The sequence below is a fragment of the Streptococcus sanguinis genome (assembly GCF_008329445.1).
GTDB classification, from domain to species: Bacteria; Bacillota; Bacilli; order Lactobacillales; family Streptococcaceae; genus Streptococcus; species Streptococcus sanguinis_O.
On record NZ_VIBR01000003.1, the window covers coordinates 220,014 to 240,653 of the forward strand.

At 43.0% G+C, this 20,640-nt stretch carries 17 protein-coding genes; 9 read left to right on the forward strand and 8 right to left on the reverse strand.

Annotation, left to right across the window (positions count from 1 at the left end; all coding sequences use genetic code 11):
- The first annotated feature begins 3 nt into the window (after positions 1 to 3).
- The 9 genes from FKX92_RS08070 to FKX92_RS08120 all read left to right on the forward strand — a co-directional run bounded on the left by FKX92_RS08070 (position 4) and on the right by FKX92_RS08120 (position 12,660).
- A complete protein-coding gene (locus FKX92_RS08070; protein WP_061594988.1) occupies positions 4 to 2,226 on the forward strand; it encodes a heavy metal translocating P-type ATPase in 2,223 nt (740 codons plus the stop codon).
- Positions 2,227 to 2,677: 451 nt separating this feature from the next.
- Positions 2,678 to 4,453: a pyruvate oxidase gene (gene spxB, locus FKX92_RS08080; RefSeq protein ID WP_149566034.1), complete on the forward strand. Its 1,776-nt coding sequence runs from the start codon at positions 2,678 to 2,680 to the stop codon at positions 4,451 to 4,453.
- A gap of 154 nt (positions 4,454 to 4,607) precedes the next feature.
- Positions 4,608 to 4,955, forward strand: a complete 348-nt coding sequence (locus FKX92_RS08085) for a VOC family protein (RefSeq protein WP_149566035.1) — start codon at positions 4,608 to 4,610, stop codon at positions 4,953 to 4,955.
- A 530-nt stretch (positions 4,956 to 5,485) separates the two neighbouring features.
- Positions 5,486 to 7,060 carry an ATP-binding cassette domain-containing protein gene (locus FKX92_RS08095; protein ID WP_125332610.1) on the forward strand — a complete coding sequence of 525 codons (1,575 nt, stop codon included), beginning with the start codon at positions 5,486 to 5,488 and terminating at the stop codon, positions 7,058 to 7,060.
- A 306-nt stretch (positions 7,061 to 7,366) separates the two neighbouring features.
- Positions 7,367 to 8,806: a 6-phospho-beta-glucosidase gene (locus FKX92_RS08100; protein WP_149566037.1), complete on the forward strand. Its 1,440-nt coding sequence runs from the start codon at positions 7,367 to 7,369 to the stop codon at positions 8,804 to 8,806.
- A gap of 280 nt (positions 8,807 to 9,086) precedes the next feature.
- Complete coding sequence (locus tag FKX92_RS08105; protein ID WP_002907256.1) at positions 9,087 to 9,767, forward strand: response regulator transcription factor; 681 nt, start codon at positions 9,087 to 9,089, stop codon at positions 9,765 to 9,767.
- Position 9,768: 1 nt separating this feature from the next.
- Positions 9,769 to 10,644 (forward strand): sensor histidine kinase, encoded by an 876-nt coding sequence (locus FKX92_RS08110; protein WP_125402280.1) that lies wholly within the window; start codon positions 9,769 to 9,771, stop codon positions 10,642 to 10,644.
- 455 nt (positions 10,645 to 11,099) lie between these two features.
- Positions 11,100 to 11,933 (forward strand): CPBP family intramembrane glutamic endopeptidase, encoded by an 834-nt coding sequence (locus tag FKX92_RS08115; RefSeq protein ID WP_125402282.1) that lies wholly within the window; start codon positions 11,100 to 11,102, stop codon positions 11,931 to 11,933.
- A gap of 109 nt (positions 11,934 to 12,042) precedes the next feature.
- Positions 12,043 to 12,660, forward strand: a complete 618-nt coding sequence (locus tag FKX92_RS08120) for a helix-turn-helix domain-containing protein (RefSeq protein ID WP_125402284.1) — start codon at positions 12,043 to 12,045, stop codon at positions 12,658 to 12,660.
- A gap of 110 nt (positions 12,661 to 12,770) precedes the next feature.
- On the opposite strand, the gene FKX92_RS08125 is transcribed toward FKX92_RS08120, so the two are convergent.
- The 8 genes from FKX92_RS08125 to pabB all read right to left on the reverse strand — a co-directional run bounded on the left by FKX92_RS08125 (position 12,771) and on the right by pabB (position 20,611).
- Positions 12,771 to 13,493 carry a lantibiotic ABC transporter permease gene (locus FKX92_RS08125; RefSeq protein ID WP_149566038.1) on the reverse strand — a complete coding sequence of 241 codons (723 nt, stop codon included), beginning with the start codon at positions 13,491 to 13,493 and terminating at the stop codon, positions 12,771 to 12,773.
- On the reverse strand, positions 13,486 to 14,418 hold the full coding sequence (locus FKX92_RS08130) for an ABC transporter ATP-binding protein (protein WP_125402288.1): 933 nt from the start codon (positions 14,416 to 14,418) through the stop codon (positions 13,486 to 13,488). The genes FKX92_RS08125 and FKX92_RS08130 overlap by 8 nt, the downstream gene beginning before the upstream one ends.
- A 145-nt stretch (positions 14,419 to 14,563) precedes the next feature.
- Entirely contained in the window at positions 14,564 to 15,259 is a 696-nt protein-coding gene (locus FKX92_RS08135; RefSeq protein ID WP_125402290.1) for an ABC-2 family transporter permease, read from the reverse strand.
- A 12-nt stretch (positions 15,260 to 15,271) separates the two neighbouring features.
- Positions 15,272 to 16,180: an ATP-binding cassette domain-containing protein gene (locus tag FKX92_RS08140; protein WP_149566039.1), complete on the reverse strand. Its 909-nt coding sequence runs from the start codon at positions 16,178 to 16,180 to the stop codon at positions 15,272 to 15,274.
- Positions 16,181 to 16,324: 144 nt separating this feature from the next.
- Positions 16,325 to 17,017 carry an ABC transporter permease gene (locus tag FKX92_RS08145; protein ID WP_149566040.1) on the reverse strand — a complete coding sequence of 231 codons (693 nt, stop codon included), beginning with the start codon at positions 17,015 to 17,017 and terminating at the stop codon, positions 16,325 to 16,327.
- 37 nt (positions 17,018 to 17,054) lie between these two features.
- A complete protein-coding gene (locus tag FKX92_RS08150; RefSeq protein ID WP_149566041.1) occupies positions 17,055 to 17,813 on the reverse strand; it encodes an ABC transporter permease in 759 nt (252 codons plus the stop codon).
- A gap of 16 nt (positions 17,814 to 17,829) precedes the next feature.
- Entirely contained in the window at positions 17,830 to 18,738 is a 909-nt protein-coding gene (locus FKX92_RS08155) for an ATP-binding cassette domain-containing protein (RefSeq protein WP_149566042.1), read from the reverse strand.
- 151 nt (positions 18,739 to 18,889) lie between these two features.
- Positions 18,890 to 20,611, reverse strand: a complete 1,722-nt coding sequence (gene pabB, locus FKX92_RS08160) for an aminodeoxychorismate synthase component I (RefSeq protein ID WP_149566043.1) — start codon at positions 20,609 to 20,611, stop codon at positions 18,890 to 18,892.
- Between the last annotated feature and the right edge of the window lie 29 nt (positions 20,612 to 20,640).

Sequence of the window (20,640 nt, forward strand, 5' to 3'; positions counted from 1 at the left end):
GGTATGGTAGAAAAACAAAAAGCAGTTGTGGAAAACGGAGTGCAAAAGATCCGTATTACAGCAGAAAAGGGCTATAGTCCCAAAGAATTTCAACTTCAAAAAGGGATCCCTGCTGAAATCACCTTCCATCGGGTCAATCCTTCCGGCTGTTACAAGGAAATTTTGTTTGAAGATCAGGGGATTTTAGAGCCTTTGGAAGTCGGTGTGGATAAGGTGATATCCTTTACCCCGACAGAAACAGGGGACTTCGAGTTTTCATGTGGAATGAAGATGCAAAAGGGTTCCTACACGGTTGTGGAAAAACGCCGTCGTGTCTTAAGTTTACGGGATCGCTTTTGGATTACTAGTATCTTTACCCTTCCTTTATTGATCTTGATGATCGGGATGATGGCAGGATTTGTATCCCATACAGTCAGTCGCTGGGGGACTTTTCTAGCGACAACGCCGATCATGTTGGTAGCAGGAGTTCCTTTTATCAAGAGTGCCTGGGCCTCATTTAAGAAGCACCATTCCAATATGGATACCTTGGTAGCTCTTGGAACCCTGGTAGCCTATGTCTATAGTGTATTTGCCCTTTTTACTGGTCAGCCAGTATACTTTGAGGCTGCGGGTTTTATCATCTTCTTTATCCTCTTAGGGCAAATCTTTGAAGAACGGATGCGTAACAATGCCTCTGAGGCTGTGGAAAAGTTGTTGGATTTGCAGGCAAAAACGGCTCAAGTTCTCCGTGATGGGAACTATGTCGAGGTGGCGGCAGAAGATATCCAAATTGATGACTTGATTCGGGTCCGTCCTGGGGAAAAGATTGCGGTTGATGGGACGATTGTAGAAGGAAGTACGACCATTGATGAGTCGATGGTGACAGGTGAAAGCTTGCCTGTGGAAAAATCAGTTGGTGATGCAGTTATCGGCTCCACTATCAACAGCAATGGGACCATTCTCTTTAAGGCTGAAAAAGTCGGTAGTGAGACCCTCTTATCTCAAATTGTGGACTTTGTCAAAATGGCCCAATCCAGTCGTGCTCCTATTCAAGATTTGACGGATAAGATTTCAGGTATCTTTGTTCCAGTGGTGACGATTTTGGCCATTGCGACTTTCTGGGTTTGGTCCGTGCTTCTGGGCGCGTCGCTTCAAGAGGCCATGCTCTATGCAGTCTCTGTCCTCATTATTGCCTGTCCTTGTGCCCTTGGTTTAGCAACCCCAACAGCCCTGATGGTCGGAACCGGCCGTAGTGCCAAGATGGGGGTTCTGATTAAAAATGGAACGGTTCTTCAAGAAGTGCAAAAGATTCAAACCGTTGTGTTTGATAAGACAGGGACTATTACCATTGGCCAACCACTTGTAACCGATGTTGTAGGAGATGAAGCGCGTGTCTTGACACTGGCTGCTAGTCTTGAAACTTTTTCAGAACATCCACTAGCCCAAGCGGTGTTATCCCAAGCAGAAGAAAAAGGTTTGGTGTTATTCCCTGTGGAAAACTTCCAAGCGATTGAAGGAAAAGGGGTCCAAGGTCAGATCGACCAGCAGTTGGTGACCTTGGGAAATGGCAAACTTCATGACGGGACAGCGATGGATCCGGAGCTTGAAAAACGGATGGTAGAGTTGCAAGAGCAGGCCAAAACAGTGATTAGTTTGTCTGTGGATGGGCAAGTGATTGGCTTGATTGCCATTCAAGATGCTCCGAAGGCCAGCTCAAAAGAAGCGATCAAAAAGCTCAAAGAACGGGGCTTGAAAACGGTCATGTTAACGGGGGATAATGAACGGGTGGCCCAAGCTATTGCTAAGCAAGTGGGAATTGACACCGTCATTGCTGATGTCCTTCCTCAAGAAAAAGCTAGCGCCATCCAAAAACTGCAAGAAGCTAGCAAGGTCGCCTTTGTTGGAGATGGGATCAATGATGCTCCAGCTCTCTCGATCGCGGATGTGGGGATCGCTATGGGATCTGGAACGGATATTGCGATCGAGTCCGGTGGCATCGTGCTCACGCAAAATGATTTACTTGGCGTTGTGCGCGCCTTTGACATGAGTCAAAAGACCTTCCGCAGGATCTTACTCAATCTCTTCTGGGCCTCTATCTACAATATCCTTGGGATTCCAATTGCTGCTGGAGTCTTTGCAGGACTGGGATTGACCCTCAATCCAGAACTAGCAGGTCTTGCCATGGCCTTAAGTTCTGTGTCTGTTTTGACTAGCTCGCTGCTTCTCAATGTTGCGAAAATTGATTAAATGAAATAAAAAGAGAGTGGGGCAGAAATCGGTAATTCGTTAGAATTCGATTTCGTCGTCTCACCTCCGCACAGTTGAGTAGGGCTGTAAAAGCTAATGAAATCAATGTAGTAGAGCCCACTCAACCACTGCGTCTTGCTCGACAATCCAAAAACAATTAAGAGGCTAGGACTTTTGTCCCAGTCTCTTTTTGTTCGATTTCCTACAGCTACAAGTCTTAGAGGTGCATGCAAATTATAATAAAATATCCTATTCTACTATAAGTTTGTGAAATTTTCTCAAAAAGAACATCTGTCATGTAATAGGGATTGAGCATCTCTGAGCATATTCTTATACAAGTGAGAAAAAACATGGTAAATTGATATAGTAAAGTTTCTTGAAGCGTTTTCATTCACAAATGGAAATGTTTTCAATAACTGAAAATTTAATTTATTGAAGGAGAGTTATTCTTATGACTCAAGGAAAAATTACTGCATCTGCAGCAATGCTCAACGTATTGAAAACATGGGGCGTAGATACCATCTACGGTATCCCATCAGGAACACTCAGCTCACTTATGGATGCTTTGGCTGAAGACAAAGATATCCGTTTCTTGCAAGTTCGCCACGAAGAAACAGGTGCTCTTGCAGCGGTCATGCAAGCTAAATTTGGCGGCTCAATCGGGGTTGCAGTTGGTTCAGGTGGTCCAGGTGCGACTCACTTGATTAACGGTGTTTACGATGCAGCTATGGATAATACTCCATTCCTTGCTATTCTTGGATCACGTCCAGTCAACGAACTCAACATGGATGCCTTCCAAGAATTGAACCAAAACCCAATGTACAACGGTATTGCTGTTTACAACAAACGTGTAGCTTACGCTGAGCAATTGCCAAAAGTGATTGACGAAGCTTGCCGTGCTGCCGTTTCTAAAAAAGGTCCAGCTGTTGTTGAAATCCCAGTAAACTTCGGTTTCCAAGAAATCGACGAAAACTCATATTACGGATCAGGTTCTTACGAGCGTTCATTCATCGCTCCTGCTTTGAACGAAGTTGAAATCGACAAAGCAGTTGAAATCTTGAACAAGGCTGAGCGTCCAGTTATCTACGCTGGATTTGGTGGTGTTAAAGCTGGTGAAGTGATTACGGAATTGTCACGTAAAATCAAAGCACCAATCATCACAACTGGTAAAAACTTTGAAGCTTTCGAATGGAACTACGAAGGTTTGACAGGTTCTGCTTACCGTGTTGGTTGGAAACCAGCCAACGAAGTGGTCTTTGAAGCAGACACAGTTCTTTTCCTTGGTTCAAACTTCCCATTTGCTGAAGTGTACGAAGCCTTCAAGAATACTGAAAAATTCATCCAAGTGGATATCGACCCTTACAAACTTGGTAAACGCCATGCCCTTGATGCTTCTATCCTTGGAGATGCAGGTCAGGCAGCTAAAGCTATCCTTGACAAGGTAGATGCAGTTGAGTCTACTCCATGGTGGCGTGCCAATGTGAAGAACAACCAAAACTGGCGCGATTACATGAACAAACTCGAAGGTAAAACTGAGGGTGAATTGCAATTGTACCAAGTTTACAATGCTATCAATAAACATGCTGACCAAGACGCTATCTACTCAATCGACGTAGGTGACACTACTCAAACATCTACTCGTCACCTTCACATGACACCTAAGAACATGTGGCGTACATCTCCACTCTTTGCGACAATGGGTATTGCCCTTCCTGGTGGTATCGCTGCTAAGAAAGACAATCCTGATCGCCAAGTGTGGAACATCATGGGTGACGGTGCATTCAATATGTGCTACCCAGACGTTATCACAAACGTTCAATACGACCTTCCAGTTATCAACGTTGTCTTCTCAAATGGTAAATATGCCTTCATCAAGGACAAATACGAAGACACAAACAAACACTTGTTTGGTTGTGACTTCCCTAATGCTGACTATGCGAAAATCGCTGAAGCTCAAGGAGCTGTTGGATTTACAGTTGACCGTATCGAAGACATCGACGCAGTCGTTGCAGAAGCTGTAAAACTCAACAAAGAAGGTAAGACAGTTGTTATCGATGCCCGCATCACTCAACACCGTCCGCTTCCAGTAGAAGTACTTGAACTCGATCCAAAACTTCACTCAGAAGAAGCTATGAAAGCCTTCAAGGAAAAATACGAAGCAGAAGAACTCGTACCATTCCGTCTCTTCTTGGAAGAAGAAGGATTGCAATCACGCGCAATTAAATAATTCTTCTTGTTGAAAATCAAATTTAAACTGTGTTATCTTTACCTTGCCGTACAGTAGTACTGCCTGCGCTTCGATGTCTTGTTTATAACTTGATTTTCTTAGAGCGGAACTTGAAAAGATCGGAGCAATCCGGTCTTTTTATGGAGAATAGTAAATGAATTTAAATCAATTAGATATTATCGTTTCAGATGTTCCCCAAGTCTGTGCTGACTTGGAGCGTATTTTTGATAAAAAAGCCGATTATGTTGATGATGGTTTTGCTCAGTTCACGATTGGCAGTCACTGTCTCATGTTGTCTCAAAATCATTTGATTCCTTTGGAAAATTTTCAGTCAGGCATCATTCTTCACATCGAGATTGAGGATGTAGAGCAGAACTACAAACGGTTGAAAGAGCTTGGTGCCGAGATTTTACACGGCCCAGCTGTAACTGATTGGGGAACAGAATCGTTGCTAGTTAAAGGACCTGCTGGTCTAGTGATTGATTTTTATCGTATGAAATAAGGGGCTTAGTCATTTGAAGATAACCTTAGCTATTCTTAAAACAGAATGTGAGAATATGAACTATTGAAAGATTGGAGCAATCCGGTCTTTTTAATATAACGCAATTACATATAAACAATTGACAGCGTTTTTCTAAAATCTTATAATAAAAATATAACAGTAGAAAACAAGATTCATATGAAAGAATGGTTTCTATCTGTTAGAGAAGATTGTAAAACATGTCCCTTTGTTTTGGTTTGTAAATCAGGCTTTTGTCCAATGGCCAAGCATATTACGAAATTAAGCTCTTCTGTGATTTGTAAGAATATGCAAGAGAAAATTCGTAAAAATCTAGCACTTTATGCTATTTCCGGATGCTATGAAGATATTTTAGATGTGGACTAGAGAGGGGTAAGCAAAAATGTCTATCAAGAAAAACAAAAAGGTTGTAAAAAAACCTGAAGTTGTAAGCAATAATTGTAATATTTGTTAAGTTTATATAATAAAAATGGAGAGGAGTGCTAGCCTCTCTCTTTTTCTAGGAGGGCATTATGAATAAAATATTTCACTATCTGGATAAGAAAACGAAGTTTTATACTATCATCGGTGCACTGGCAAATGGAGGTTTAGCTCTTGCTCAACCCTTAGTCGTATCACAAGCCTTGTCCTTAAATCAAGGAGAACTGACTTATTCTAAAATCATACAGTTTGCTATTTTTGGCTTTACAGTATACTTCGTCTTGTATAGCTTAATGCTCTTTTGTAATCATACACATAATGTTTTTCGACGTGAAATTCAAATGAATATGAGGGCAGATTTATTTGACAAGCTGATGATAAAAAAAGATTTTAACGAAGATGAAAAAATCACCATGCTCACACAAGATATGGAGTATTTGGGGGATAATTACTTAGAAAAATACGTCAATATCATTTGCTGGAGCTTTGTAGCAATACTAACAGCGATTTATATTATTTCGCAAAATTTGTTACTAGGTAGTATTTTTGTCTTTTTCACTATTTTACGTCCTATTCCTCAGTTCTTGATGAGTAAAAGACTCAAACATACTGGTGATGACATGGCTCAAGGCAGAGTAGAAGTGCATAATCAAGTATCTGATAGTATCCGAGGAGCACATACTCTACTCATGAACCAAGCAATTTCTGAAAATCAGAACAGATTTTGGAAGATTAATCGACATTATCAACTAGCCATTCAAAAATTTTGCTTTACCCATAATATAATTTTCTTTTGCAACGGTTTCATGGTCTTTTTAAGCCAAGTTTTACCACTTGTTTTAGGTTTTTACTTTGCTATGGCTGGGCAGAAAGTGTCAGTGGCAAGTCTTGTTGCCATGTACATCGCAGCAGGTCAGCTAGTGAGCCCTATTCAGACTATTATGTATGATGCTGTAGATATACAAGGGGCAAAAACGACAGCAGATAAGATTTTTGGAGTATTAGAAATTGGAGATGTAAAACAGATAGATAAAAAAGATGCGCAAGAATTGAATGCTCTACACATTAAAAATTTAAGTAAATCCTATGGTGACAGACAACTTTTTACTCATCTAAATTTGGATGTTCAAGCAGGTCAGAAAGTTTTAATCAAAGGACCGAGTGGTTGTGGTAAGTCAACCTTGTTTCGACTCATTACTGGAGAAGAAATAGCAGATGAGGGAGAAATTATCGGCGTTACAACTGTTAATGAATGTACATCAAGTTTTGTATCCAGTATAGGAATTATTAGTCAACATCCATTTCTCTTTAATGATACAGTGCGTTATAATTTGACCTTAGGACAAGAATTTTCTGAGGAAGAGTTGCTTGCTGTTTTGAAACAAGTCAAACTAGATTTTGAATTGACGGGTGGGATGGATTTTATTATCAAAAATAACGGGGAGAATATTTCTGGGGGACAAAGAGTAAGGATTGAATTGGCACGTTTTCTTCTTCGTAGAAAAAATCTGTTATTGGCTGATGAAGTGACCGCAACCCTAGATAAAGAAAACGCCCTCATGGTACATGAACTACTATTTTCTCTTCCTGTTATGATGTTAGAAATTGCCCATCATATTGATGATGAAAGTAGATATCAACAAGTTGTAGATTTAGGAAAATATTGAATCTGGCTTAAAAGTCAGTTTTATCAGAAAATAAAGTAAATATTTCAGCAATAAAACACCCAGTATCAAGATTTTTCAATGCATAGTAATATGCGTTTTTCTGATTATATACTTTTTCTAACCTCACTCTTCTTTCTTATCACAAGATTGTGATAGTTTACAACTTTATAACAAAACTCTTAATCTCTTGCTTGTTTTTTTAATCAAACATATAAGCCAGCTTAGGCCTATCATTACCCAGATAGTTCCAAACATTTTGTCCTCTTTTTAGTATAATAGGACTATCAAATCAAGTGAGGTAGAGAGATGACCGAAAAACTGACTTTTCCTGATGGTTTCTTGTGGGGCGGAGCAACGGCTGCTAACCAGTGTGAAGGTGCTTATGATACGGATGGTCGAGGGCTGGCCAATGTAGATGTGGTGCCGATTGGTGAGGACCGTCTGGCCATCATCACTGGTAAGAAAAAGATGTTTGACTTTGAGGATGGCTATTTCTACCCAGCCAAGGAAGCTATTGACATGTACCATCGCTTTAAGGAGGACATTGCGCTCTTTGGGGAAATGGGCTTTAAAACCTATCGTTTGTCCATTGCTTGGAGCCGGATTTTTCCTAAGGGGGATGAGCTGGAGCCCAATGAAGCTGGCTTGAAATTTTACGAAGACCTCTTTAAGGAATGCCATAAGTACGGTATTGAGCCCTTAGTGACCATTACTCACTTTGACTGTCCCATGCACTTGATTGAACAATATGGTGGTTGGCGCAGCCGTAAGATGCTAGAATTTTACGAGCGTCTCTGCCGCACTCTCTTTACCCGCTACAAGGGCTTGGTCAAGTACTGGCTGACCTTTAATGAGATCAACATGATCCTCCATGCACCATTTATGGGGGCGGGGCTTTGCTTTGAAGAAGGCGAAAATGAGGAGCAGGTCAAGTACCAAGCAGCCCATCATGAGCTGGTTGCCTCAGCTATTGCTACCAAGCTGGCTCATGAGATTGATCCGGAAAATAAGGTCGGCTGTATGTTAGCGGCGGGTCAAAATTATCCTAATACCTGTCATCCACGCGATATATGGGCTGGTATGGAGGAAGACAGGAAAAACTATTTCTTCATCGACGTGCAGGCGCGTGGAGAATATCCTAACTATGCCAAGAAAGCTTGGGAGCGCGAGGGTATCACTGTCGAGATGACAGAAGAAGACCTGCAGCTGCTCAAGGAGCATACGGTGGACTTCATTTCCTTCTCATACTACTCTAGCCGGGTAGCTTCGGGAGATCCTAAGGTTAATGAGCTGACCGAGGGCAATATCTTTGCTTCTCTCAAAAACCCTTATTTGGAAGCTTCTGAGTGGGGCTGGCAGATTGATCCGCTGGGCTTGCGCATTACGCTAAATACCATCTGGGATCGCTATCAAAAGCCCATGTTTATTGTGGAAAATGGTCTGGGTGCAGTGGATACTCCGGATGAAAATGGCTATGTGGCTGATGACTACCGGATTGACTACTTGGCGGCCCATGTCAAGGCCATGCGTGAAGCCATCAATGAGGACGGCGTGGTGCTTTGGGGCTACACGACCTGGGGCTGTATCGACCTAGTATCAGCCGGCACTGGCGAGATGAAGAAGCGCTATGGCTTTATCTACGTGGACCGGGACAATGAAGGAAAGGGAACACTCAAACGTTCCAAGAAAAAATCCTTTGACTGGTACAAGGAAGTCATCGCGACTAACGGAGAATCTGTGAAATAGAAAAAAGGCTGAGATATGAATGTCTCAGCTTTTTTTCCTTAGCCCTCAAGGGCGAAAGTAATACTTTTAAAAACGATTTTGCAAAAAATTTTAAACATATTGAGCCTCCTTTTTATAGCACATGCATTTCTTATTTCTTTCTATTTTAAAGTTCGATTCTCAAATATCCTTCAAGTAATTCTAAAATATTTCTAAAGTTTTTCGAATAGTCCATCTTTTATTGACTTAGCCTCTTATCCTTGCTACACTAGTGATAGGAAATTTCTGGAGGCGAGTGTTTATGGCTCATATTTTACTCATCGAAGACAATAGTGATATTCATGAAATTCTAAAAGATCTTTTTCAGAAGGAACACACGGTTTATTCTGCCTATTCAGGGACGGAGGGCATTTCGCTGTTTGAGAGGGAGGAGATTGATTTGGTCCTTCTGGACATCATGCTGCCGGGGAAGAACGGCGATGAAGTGTTGAGGGAAATTCGCAGCAGCAATGCTACGGTGCCTGTGGTTATGCTGACGGCCCTTGGTGAGAAAGCGCTGGTTAGCCAGTATCTGCTGAATGGTGCTAATGATTATATCGTCAAACCTTTCAATCTGGATGAGGTTTTTGCTCGTATCACCGTGCAGCTGCGCAGCCAGCAGGCTTTGACTGGCGAAGAAGAAGGCCAGTCCTTTAAAAATATCCGTCTGCTCAAGGCTACCTTTGAGGCGGTCTGCGGTGAGAAAAGCGTCCGTCTGAGCAAGAAAGAATATCATATCCTCCAGCTCTTGCTTCGTCATCCCAAGAAGATTTACACCAAGGAAGAGCTCTTTGAGCAGGTCTGGGAAGAGAGCTATCTGCCTGGGGATAATACCTTGAATACCCACCTCAGCAATCTACGTAAGAAACTGGCTCAGTTGGACCCGACAGAGGAATACATAGAGACTGTTTGGGGACTGGGTGTCCGGCTCAAGGAGGACTGATATGTTGGTGTTAGTGATTTTATTTGCCCTTATCAGTCTGTTTCTGGCTATTGGTTTCATACGCTATCATCTGGCGGTCAAGGATGTGGCACATCAGATTCGTCGAAAGCGGCAGACAGGGAGCCAGAATCGTCTGGCTCCTGCTGCCCATGCCCCCAGTATTTTGGAGCTGACAGAGGAAGCAGAGCTGCTCTTTAGGGAGCTAGATAAGACGACCTTTGTTGTCCAGCAGGAAAAGAAGACGCTGGATATGGCTATCAGTAATATCGCCCATGATATCCGCACCCCTCTGACCATTGCCAGCGGCTATACCCAGCAGCTGCTGAAGGATGATAGTCAGGAAAGTCAGCAGCTAGTCAAAATTGCAGATAGTCTGGGAATGGTGTCCAAACGGCTGGAAGCTTTGATGGAGTATCGCCGGCTGATGGAGGGTGCCATTCGGGCCAATGTCCAGCCGACAGATATATCCCAGCTAGTAACTCAGCAGCTTTTTACTTATTATGATGCCTTTCAGAAAGCCCAGATTGACCTGCAGGTAGAGCTGGCTGAAGGTCTAGAGCTAGAGACAGACCCAGAAATTCTAGAGCGCATTGTCCAAAATATGATAAGCAATGTCCTCAAACACGGCCGTAAGGCCGCCAGTATTTCGCTGAAAAAAGAGGGCGAGCATTGTATCTTTACTGTCAAAAATATCGTCCAGCAGCCTATCCAATATCTGGATAAGCTGACCAATCGCTTTTATTCAGAAAATCTATCCAGCAGCGAGGAGTCTTCAGGGCTGGGGCTATACATCACCCAGCAGTTAGTCGAAATCCTAGGCGGGGACTTGACAATGAAAGCCGAGGACGACTGGTTTGAACTAGTTGTGACATTGTAAAAAAGACTTGAAAAAGCAAAATAAGGAAGGCTCAGCTCTATCAGCTAGCCTCAAAATCCGCTCAAAAAACCTCAGCTAATTTTTGAATTGGCGGAGGTTTATTTTTAGATTAAGTCGAAGAAAGGCATGATAAAGATGCCTTTTTGTTTTGTGATTTGAAAAGCAAGTCATATCAGCGAGGTCATTTTAACAGTCAAAGTGAAAAATCAGCCAACTACTCTAAACCCTTGATATAACTGACTTGCAACTGACAGTTGACAATGATTCCAAGTTCAATCCCCCAAAAAGCAACTAGATTTTTTCTTTATTCCAAGTCCAGTCGCTAGAAAGGCAACTGGCTTTTTTGTTAATCTGAAAGCAGAAGCCAAGTTTTTGATTTCGGAATGAACGAGTCGCTGTCTTTGAAGATTTGGATTAAAAACTTGAGTTTAATTATATTATAAGGAGGTATTCTCATGAATACAGAAACAACTATCAAACCACAACCAAAACTAATTTTGCCGTTCCTGGCTTGGAACTTTGGCTGGACATGGGGATTCTGGCTGCTGGACATTATCCTCAAAAACCTTTGGCCAGACAGTCCACCTACAGCCTATCTAGCTCTTGAAGCTATTCTAAATGGCATTGCTATGTTTGGGCCTATGCTGGCCAGCCTGATTGTACTGAAAAAGAAAGGCTTCAAGGCCATTTGCTCCTATCTCTTTTCAGGCAAGAAAGAGACCTGGCTCTACTTGCTAATCTATGGTGGCGGTCTGACTGCCTTCTATGCCCTAGCTTCTGGCGGCAAGCTGGTAGACGGCGCTTTAGTAAGCTTTCCTTGGTTTTTTATCTATTGTATTGTCCTATCGGGCGGGATTGAAGAATTTGGCTGGCGCGGCTTTCTACAGCCGGCCTTGGAGAAAAAGTTTTCTTTTTTTGTCTCTACCTTGATGACCGGTATTATTTGGGCCATCTGGCATATTCCTCTATGGTTTTACGATCGCTTTTATGATCGAAGCCATGATCTTTTCTCAGTTTTTATCATTTTCAGTATCTTTCTCTCTTTCTGGCTTGCTGCACTTTATAAGAAGACCCAGTCTGCCCTTGCTTGTAACATCTTTCATGCGCTCTCCAACACCCTCATCCCGACTTTTGTTGGCATAGCTCAAGCTAACAATCAATTGGATTTCTCTCAAGTCAATCCCTTCCTTTACTTTGGAGGTGTGATTCTTCTGACACTTTATAGTATCTATCTCTGGTATCGGACGGAGAGGGAGGAAAAAGCTCTTCCGTCTAAAGAAGAAGTCTAGCATTTTATGAAGAGATGACAATCAGACTTTGCAGTCTCGCCGCCTTGTGCTATAATAAGTGTCAATGAAAGAGAGTATAAAAAATAAGAAAGAATAGGTAAAACAATCCATGAATCTATCAGACAGAATCCAGTACCTGCGGAAAGCGCGGGGCATTTCGCAGGAGGGGCTAGCCGACCAACTCGGTGTGTCCAGACAGGCCGTTTCCAAGTGGGAGAGCGAGCAGAGTATGCCTGATTTGGATAAGATCATTTCCATGAGTGACTATTTTGCGGTGACCACAGACTATCTGCTCAAGGGAATTGAGCCTGTAGTACAGAAAGAGGAAGAGCAGTCAATCAAGCACAGGAGAATAGCCAGCAATATTTGCTATCAGCTCTCTCTTGGCTTTATCGGTCTGGGCATCATCCTCTCCATTATCCTAGCTGATTTTCTCAAGATCAGTATCTTGCTAACGCCGGTGCTGATCGTTCAGGGAGTAGGGCTGCTGGTGTGGGGAACGGGCCGCAATCTATCCGAGGTAAGACCTTCTTTTCAGGTTAAGCTAGCCTTGATTTTATTCTTGCTCTTTGTTCCTCTCGGATTTCTATCTAATGTTCTTTTTCCTCTGGGCAAGATCTTTCCATATCCGACCAGTCTGGCAGCCAGTCTTACCTTTGTCACTTTCTACCTTATCCTAGGAGTCTGCATCAGTCTGTTCTTGAAAAAGCAAGATTGGAAGCAGTGAAAGAAAGCCGATAAAGAGGGCTAGACCAGAAAAGGTGAAATCTGCTCATCATCCAATTAAAATCCGCTCAAAAAAACTCAGCTAATTTAGTGATTAGCTGAGTTTTTATTTTACAAATCTCTCTTTTTCAGTGTAGCCAGTCCTGCTAAGCTAAAGACCGTGATCAGACTGAGAGCAAAGATAGCTGTTCTGGTGATGACACCTGGTATTGAAGCGTCTCCGTAGACGAACTCCATCTTGATAGCCTTGAACCATTCATTATTGGCATCAACCATTTGACTAGGGAGGCCGAGTAAGATGTAGGTCATGATATAGGTGATAAAGACGACACTATAGTTTCGAGTCAAGTAGAGGACAAAGCTGGTAATGCAGTACCAAGCATAGGTACAGATGACCTGCATGACAAAGAGTATTGCGAATTGTCCCCAGAAATTAGCTGGCAGGGTTCCCATATTACCGCCGGTTCGGACAAATTCGATGACAATACCAAAAATGTAGAGCAATATGAATTGTAGAGGAAGTAAGCTACCGATAGTCAGTGATTTAGAGAAGTAATACTGGGTCCGAGTCTTGCCTGTAGTCAGGTTATTGTGATAAAGTTTGTAATTGAGATCAACACCGAGAAGCAAGCTAGTCATGACATTGCAGGCAATAAAGATCATGCCAATGTTGTAGGAGACGACATCTATGGCAAAAAAGATACCGTTGTCGGAACTGATGACTTGGGAAGTGAAAATGGCGAGGAGAATTCCATTGATGCAGAAAGCCTGCACTCCCCAGAATCCTACGGAGCGGAAGAGACGGTAGTAATCCGCCTTGATACTATTAAACATGAGTGTTTCCTCCTTGTTGGTTGATTAAGTCTGTAAAGTATTTTTCTAAGTCTTTGTGGGCGTAGTAGATTTCCCCGATTGGGATGTCGGCTAGGACTAATTCCTTGGCAATCTTGCGAATTTCTTGTACTTGGCCGGAAATATGTAGCTCATCTTCCTTGTTGGTTAGTCTGAGCTGGTAGCCTAGCTTGTCTTGCACTAAATGAGCAGCTTGCTTGATATTATCCGTTTTGAGGATGATATAGTCGCCGCTTTCTCGGTTAAATTCTTCCTTAGACAGCTCCTTGATGAAATGCCCTTGATTGATAAAACCAAAGCGAGTTGCGACTAGATAAAGCTCGGACAGGATATGGCTGGAAATGATGATGGTGATGCCCAGTTCTTGATTGAGGCGCTTGACCATTTCTCTAAATTCCTGAATCCCAACGGGGTCTAAACCATTGATGGGCTCGTCCAGAATGAGCAAGTCGGGACGCCCCAAAATGGCAATGGCAATGCCCAACCGCTGTTTCATCCCCAGAGAGAAATTACGGAATTTCTTCTTTCCAGTATCGGTCAGGCCGACATATTGCAGGGTTTCTTTGATGACTTTGTCAGCATTTGGAATGCCCCGATCGGTACAGTAGTAGCGCAGATTTTCATAGGCCGACATGTGGGCATGAGCTACAGGGGATTCGATGACAGATCCAGTATGGCTGAGGGCTCTGGTCCATTCTTGTTGGTTCTGAGAGCCCAGGACAGATACGGTCCCTCCGCTAGGATAGATGACTTGCGTGATGATTTTGATCAGAGTGGTCTTACCAGCACCGTTTTTTCCGATGAGACCGTAGATCTCTCCTTTCTTGATGGAAAGACTGACATCTTTCAGAGCATATTGATCTCCGTATTTTTTAGTGAGTCCTTTCACTTCTAAAACATTTTGCATGATGTTTCTCCTTTAATTACTTTGTTTATACTTTTAGTATACAAACTAAATTTCAAATATTTCTCAAGAAATTCTAAAATATTTCTAAAGAAATATGTAATTGAAGAGATTAAAATGAGCCAGTCAAGAACTAGCTCATTTTCTACTATAAATCCTTTTTATGGAAAGTATAGAGGCTTGCTGCTGTGAAGACGGTCCCCAAAAACAAGGCGATTAGAACAATTCTTAAGGTTACACCGTTGCTTTGAAGTGTCTCAAAATCAAAGCTCATGGTTAAATGCTGCAGCCATAAAGATTTGGGATAAAATTGAGCAAGAGCTCCGGTTAAGGATGCGCAGAAAAGGTAACCTCCCAGAGCAGCAATCATAGATTTACTCAGATAAAGAATAAAGGAAATAATGGCTGTCCAAGCAATGACAGTCAGGCACTGCACAAAGAATAGAAGAATAAACTGAAGCAGGAAGGTGGCGGATAAATCACCAATACCGTTTAGAATGGCTGCTAGGATAAAGTTGATGCTATAATAGAGAGCCAACTGCAGGAACGTTACGCAGACCATGACTAGGGCTTTAGAGACGAAGAAACTGGTACGGGAAACGCCGCTGGTTAAAGTATTCTTGTAAAGTTGCTTGTTCAGATCTGTCCCGATGACGACCATAGAGAGGATAATGATGATAAAAGTATTGTTACCGATAGCGTTGGACACCGCTTGTATAAGCTGGACGGCATTTAATTTGCCAAAGACTGCGCTCAAGGTCGTCAGTAGAAAGATGAATTCGGTAATCCAAACAGCCTTGGAACGAAAGAAACGGTAAAAATCTGCTTGAAAAGTATGTAACATGGTTTTTTCTCCTTACTGGACTAAATCTGTAAAGTATTTTTCTAAATCTTTGTGAGCTGCATAGATACCATTGACATGAATGTTGGATAGAACCAACTCCCTGTTGATGTCATTTAGTTCCTGCTCTTGGGCGACAATGTGCAGTTCGTCAGATTTATCAGCGTCCTTGAGCTGATAGTGGAGCTTGCCTTGGATGAGATTGGCAGCCTGTTCTCTATCGCTGGTCTTGAGGACGATATAATCTTCGCTGGCTCGGTCAAAATCGTCTTTGGTGAATTCTGCAACAAGCCGTCCTTGGTCAATCACGCCAAACTTGGTGGCTACCAGATAAAGCTCAGACAAGATGTGGCTGGAAATGATAAAAGTGATTCCCAACTCTTGATTGAGTCGCTGAATCATCAGTCGAAATTCCTTGATGCCAAGCGGATCTAAGCCGTTGATGGGCTCGTCTAAAATCATGAGTTCAGGCTTGCTGATAAGGGCAATAGCAATCCCCAAGCGTTGCTTCATTCCTAGCGAAAAGTTGCGGAATTTCTTTTTACCAGTATTGCTCAATCCGACATAGGCCAGAGTTTCCTTGATGAGCTGGTCAGGTTTGGCAATCTGGTGGACCTTGCAGTAGTAGTTGAGATTTTGATAAGCAGTCATTTGATTGTAAGCGACCGGTGTTTCAATGACGGTTCCTATCTTGCGCAGGGCTTCATTCCATTCCTTAGAGTTCTGCGAACCAAAGACAGACACGGTTCCGCTGTTGGCATGAATGAGCCGGCTAATGGTCTTGAGAAGAGTGGTTTTGCCAGCCCCGTTCTTGCCAATCAGTCCATAAATATCGCCTTTCTGAATCGAAATACTCACATGGTCAAGGGCATATTGCTGGCCATATTGTTTGGTAACTTGCTTTACTTCTAAAACAGTTTGCATGGTATATTCTCGCTTTCTTAGGTTTGATTTTAGTATACAAGCTAGACTTCAAATATTTCTCAAGAAATTCTAAAATATTTCTAAAGAAATGCAGAACCAATCCAAAAGCAATAAAAAAGCAGCCAAAGGGCTGACTGCTTAAATTTATAAGTCTCTGTGCTGAAAGGCTTGGTAACCACCTAAGAGAGAACCAGCTAGGATAAGGAATAAGAATAGTTCAGAATTTATCTGAGGGAAAACGGTGACGAGGCTAGACTGAAGCATAATCAGGGCGAAAAAGACGAGATAGCTGGCTAGGGTGGAGCGGGTCAGATAGAGGAGACAGGTAACTACGGAACTGCAGGTCATAATAAAGAGAAAGGAGCGAAAGAAAGAAAAGGAAAAGCTCCAGAAAAAGTTCTTTGGCATAGTCCCAAGTCCGTGGAAGAGGCTTGCAAAGATAAAGGCTACAGCAAAGGCTGCCACTAGTTGAAAGATGATAATTGTGACAAGAACAGCTATTTTAGATAAGTAAAATTCTTTTCGAGAAATCCCGCTAGCCAATATATTTTTGTATAGTTTTCTAGTCAGGTCACGACCTAGCAGAAAGATGATGAGCACAAGGACAGTAATCATGACAAAGGGTAGGAACTCTTTGGCAAGCTGCCCGAGAGCTTCAAATCCTGTCCAACTTTGGATGACTATTTCTTCTGGATCAGAAGATGTAGAAATATAAAAATTAAAGTTGCTTTCACCAATAGAGTTGATGAAAATGAGAAAAAAGAGCAAGCCTTCTATTAGCCAAAAAGGTTTGGAGCGGACAAGCTGGTAGAGTTCCGCCTGAATAGTATGTAACATGAAATCTCCTCTGAATGATTAAGATTGTTCCTGCTTTTTATAAATCTTTCTTTTTGAAAACCATCAGCCCGCCACCTAGAAAGAGCAGGGTGACCGTTACCACTGTCAGGATAGCCTTGATAACAGCCCCGCCATCTGCTGCCATATTTGTGTTAAAACGCAGAGTCAGATAGATCAGCCATTCATTGTCCGGGTAAAAGATGAGGGGAATAGTCAGTAAGGTACCACCAAGGAAATAGGTCAGAAAGATAGACACGATGGAGTGGCTGGCATAGAGTACAAAAGAAATGATGGCAATCCATGCAACCGTGCTGAGAAATTGAATGAAGAGAGCAGTTCCCAGCTGAGGCAAAAAAGAGCTGGGGGCACTTCCAATTCCGTTGGACAGACTAGCGGTCACAAAGGAGATAGATAAAATCATCAGGAAGTGAAAGGCTGCGATGCTAACGCAGACAAAGAATTTAGAAAAATAATAGCTGAGCTTAGAGATGCCATAGCTCAGACAGTTTTTATAAAGTTTCCGAGACAGGTCCACTCCAAGGACCATACCGATACCAATGATGGTGAAAAAGAGCAGACCGTCTGTATTGCCTGCAAAATAGTCCAGAGCTTGAAGGCCGGTTAGTTTTCCTAGAGCTTGAGTAGCAGCCTCATTTCTGGAGATATTTACTCCTAAATGAATATTTGCTTGGAAGAAGGTTGCTGAGAAAATCACACAGAATAGTAAAAACTCAGTAATCCAAAAGCCTTTTGAACGCATGAGCCGGTAAAAATCGGCTCTAATGAAATCCATCATGATAAGCCTCCCTTTGTCATTTGACCAAGTCTGTAAAGAAGTTTTCTAGGTTTTGTCGTGCATAGTAAATCTCCTGCACTGGTATATCTGCAGTCGCAAGTTCCTTGACAATCTTGCTAATCTCATGCGAATGGGTGAAGATATGAATCTCGTCAGAAGCATTGACCACCTTGATGCGATGCATGAGCTGGTCGTGAATCAGCCGGCTGGCTTCTTCTAACTGTGACGTTTTAAGCACGATATAGTCTTCACTCTGTTCTTCAAACTCCGCCTTGGAAATCTCGCGAATCAATCGTCCTTCCTCGATAATACCGAATTGGGTACCAACCAAGTAGAGTTCAGACAGGATATGGCTGGAGATGATAAAGGTCATGCCCAACTCTTCGTTGAGCCGCTGCACCAGCTGGCGGAATTCCTTGATGCCGACTGGATCTAGGCCATTGATAGGCTCGTCCAGTATCATCAGGTCAGGTCTGGTAAGAAGCGCGATAGCTAGACCCAGCCGTTGTTTCATCCCGAGTGAGAAGTCGCGAAATTTCTTCTTGCCGGTATCCGTCAAGTCCACGTATTCCAAGGTTTCACGGATGACCTTGTCCGCATGGGGAATATGGCGGAGCTTGCAGTAGTAGCTGAGATTTTCATAGGCTGTCAGGTGGTTGTGAGCAACCGGGGTTTCGATAACCGATCCGACCCGTTTGAGACTATGAGTCCATTCTTGATAGTTCTGAGAGCCAAAGAGGGAGACATTGCCACTGCTTGCTTCCAAGAGCTGGGTAATGACCTTGATCAGAGTGGTCTTACCGGCCCCGTTCTTGCCAATTAAACCGTAAATATCTCCTTTTTTTATCGTCAGACTCACATCGGTCAGAGCGTACTGCCGGCCGAATTTCTTGCTGACTTGCTGTAAAACCAAAACATTTTCCATGATCAATTCTCCTTTTTATGATGTTAGGAGAGAAAACTCCTCTTCTTATTAACTAGTATAGCGCCAAACCTTCAAATATTTATAAAGAATTTCTCAAATATTTCTAAAGTTTTTGATGAGGATTAAAAGCAAGTGGCAAATTGTGGAACTCTTAATCTTCAATTTCCAGCTCGTACAGTCCTCTGACTGCATTGCAGGCGTAGATTTTCTCAGCCTGGTCCAAATCGGCCAGAGTCAGAATTTTCTCAGTAGCTTGGCCCTTATCTAATAACTGCTGACGGTAGATACCCTTGAGCAGGCCCAGTTCAGCTGGAGGCGTGTAAAGCTTGCCATCTAGCTCCAACAACAGATTGCCAATAGAAGTTTCCAGCAGCTGGCCTTGGGCATTGTAGTAAATCTGTTCTTGCTGCTTCAAGGTCAGATGAGGTCGATGGCTGGTTTTGAAATAGGTGAAAGGCTGGGCTAAATTGGCTGTTTGCTCGACCAGTTTTACCTTTCTGAAAGTATCCGTCAGTGGCAGTAGAGGAGTCGTTTCTAGCTCAATACTGCCATCTTTTTTTAGAGCTATACGTAGCCTATAATCTTTTTCTTTGTCTAGCTGAGTGCAGGTTTCTTCTAGCTCTTGCTTCAGTTTGTCTTGGTCAAAAGGATAGGCGAAGTAGCCGGCTGCTTCTGTCAGTCTTTGTAGGTGCTGCTCTTGCCAGGTTAACTTTCTATTTGTCACTTTTCCTGTAGAAATCAGGTCGAATCGCGGATTTTTCCGATAGAGGACGGCAGATTTTTGCTGGGTTTCGGTGTATTCGGATTTCCATGTGCTGTCCCAAGTGATGCCGCCGCCAACGCCGTAGATGGCTTTCTTTCCCTCCAGCTGGATGGTGCGGATGGCGACGTTAAAAATCCGTCTCTGGTCTGGCAGGCAGATACCGACTGTACCGCAGTAGACCCCGCGGGCGGTTTTTTCTGTTGCCTTAATGATAGCCATGGTCGAAATCTTAGGAGCGCCTGTGATGGATCCGCAAGGAAAGAGCGCCTTGAAAAGTTCTGCCAGCCCGACTCTCTCCTGCAGCTGGCTTTTGATGGTAGAGGTCATCTGCCATACTGTAGAGTATTGCTCGACGCTACAGAGATGCTCAACCCGCTCACTGCCCGTCTGAGAAATGCGATTCATGTCATTGCGGAGTAAATCGACAATCATCATATTTTCAGCTCGGTTTTTAGCATCTTGAGCCAGCCATGCAGCCTGCTCTCTATCCTGCTCTAAGGTCAGTCCCCGATTGGTCGTGCCTTTCATAGGACGGGTTGTCAGCTCACCTCGGTGCTCCTCAAAAAAGAGTTCAGGACTGATGGACAAGATGGCGGTCTCATCATGCTCTACATAAGCATTGTAGGCCGCATTTTGCTCAACAACCAGCCTGTTGTAAATAGCCAAGCTATCCTCAGGGTTGAGCTCCGCGTATAGCTGCACCGTGTAGTTGACCTGATAGGTATCGCCTTGACGGATATGATGGTGGATAGTTTCGATGGCCTTTTCATACTCTTGCTCAGAAGTCAGCCCTCGCCAAGCTGCGGGCATTTCCACTTCCTCATAGGTCAAGGGAATGGCAGCCTCCTCGGCCTGAACGTGGATAGTAAAGTAGAGGAGGTATTCTTTCTGGAGCGGAGCCGGATGGACCTGAAATTTCTCCTCAAAAGCTGGAGCTGCTTCATAGCTGACATAGCCGACAGCATAGTATCCTTTCTCCTGCCAGCCCTCAACCTCTGTCAAAAGCGCCTCTACCTGGTCAAGACGACGAGTCTTCAGTTCCTTGATAGGATGAGTAAAAATTAGGCGTTGACCCAACTGCTTAAAATCAATAATCGTTTTCTTGTGCATAAGCTTATTTTATCATAAGATAATATGAA

Bases quoted from the DNA above. Each gene is read 5' to 3' on its own strand.
- FKX92_RS08070 (WP_061594988.1), top strand. From the start codon at position 4: ATGGTAGAAAAACAAAAAGCAGTTGTGGAAAACGGAGTGCAAAAGATC.
- spxB (WP_149566034.1), top strand. From the start codon at position 2,678: ATGACTCAAGGAAAAATTACTGCATCTGCAGCAATGCTCAACGTATTG.
- FKX92_RS08085 (WP_149566035.1), top strand. From the start codon at position 4,608: ATGAATTTAAATCAATTAGATATTATCGTTTCAGATGTTCCCCAAGTC.
- FKX92_RS08095 (WP_125332610.1), top strand. From the start codon at position 5,486: ATGAATAAAATATTTCACTATCTGGATAAGAAAACGAAGTTTTATACT.
- FKX92_RS08100 (WP_149566037.1), top strand. From the start codon at position 7,367: ATGACCGAAAAACTGACTTTTCCTGATGGTTTCTTGTGGGGCGGAGCA.
- FKX92_RS08105 (WP_002907256.1), top strand. From the start codon at position 9,087: ATGGCTCATATTTTACTCATCGAAGACAATAGTGATATTCATGAAATT.
- FKX92_RS08110 (WP_125402280.1), top strand. From the start codon at position 9,769: ATGTTGGTGTTAGTGATTTTATTTGCCCTTATCAGTCTGTTTCTGGCT.
- FKX92_RS08115 (WP_125402282.1), top strand. From the start codon at position 11,100: ATGAATACAGAAACAACTATCAAACCACAACCAAAACTAATTTTGCCG.
- FKX92_RS08120 (WP_125402284.1), top strand. From the start codon at position 12,043: ATGAATCTATCAGACAGAATCCAGTACCTGCGGAAAGCGCGGGGCATT.
- FKX92_RS08125 (WP_149566038.1), bottom strand. From the start codon at position 13,493: ATGTTTAATAGTATCAAGGCGGATTACTACCGTCTCTTCCGCTCCGTA.
- FKX92_RS08130 (WP_125402288.1), bottom strand. From the start codon at position 14,418: ATGCAAAATGTTTTAGAAGTGAAAGGACTCACTAAAAAATACGGAGAT.
- FKX92_RS08135 (WP_125402290.1), bottom strand. From the start codon at position 15,259: ATGTTACATACTTTTCAAGCAGATTTTTACCGTTTCTTTCGTTCCAAG.
- FKX92_RS08140 (WP_149566039.1), bottom strand. From the start codon at position 16,180: ATGCAAACTGTTTTAGAAGTAAAGCAAGTTACCAAACAATATGGCCAG.
- FKX92_RS08145 (WP_149566040.1), bottom strand. From the start codon at position 17,017: ATGTTACATACTATTCAGGCGGAACTCTACCAGCTTGTCCGCTCCAAA.
- FKX92_RS08150 (WP_149566041.1), bottom strand. From the start codon at position 17,813: ATGATGGATTTCATTAGAGCCGATTTTTACCGGCTCATGCGTTCAAAA.
- FKX92_RS08155 (WP_149566042.1), bottom strand. From the start codon at position 18,738: ATGGAAAATGTTTTGGTTTTACAGCAAGTCAGCAAGAAATTCGGCCGG.
- pabB (WP_149566043.1), bottom strand. From the start codon at position 20,611: ATGCACAAGAAAACGATTATTGATTTTAAGCAGTTGGGTCAACGCCTA.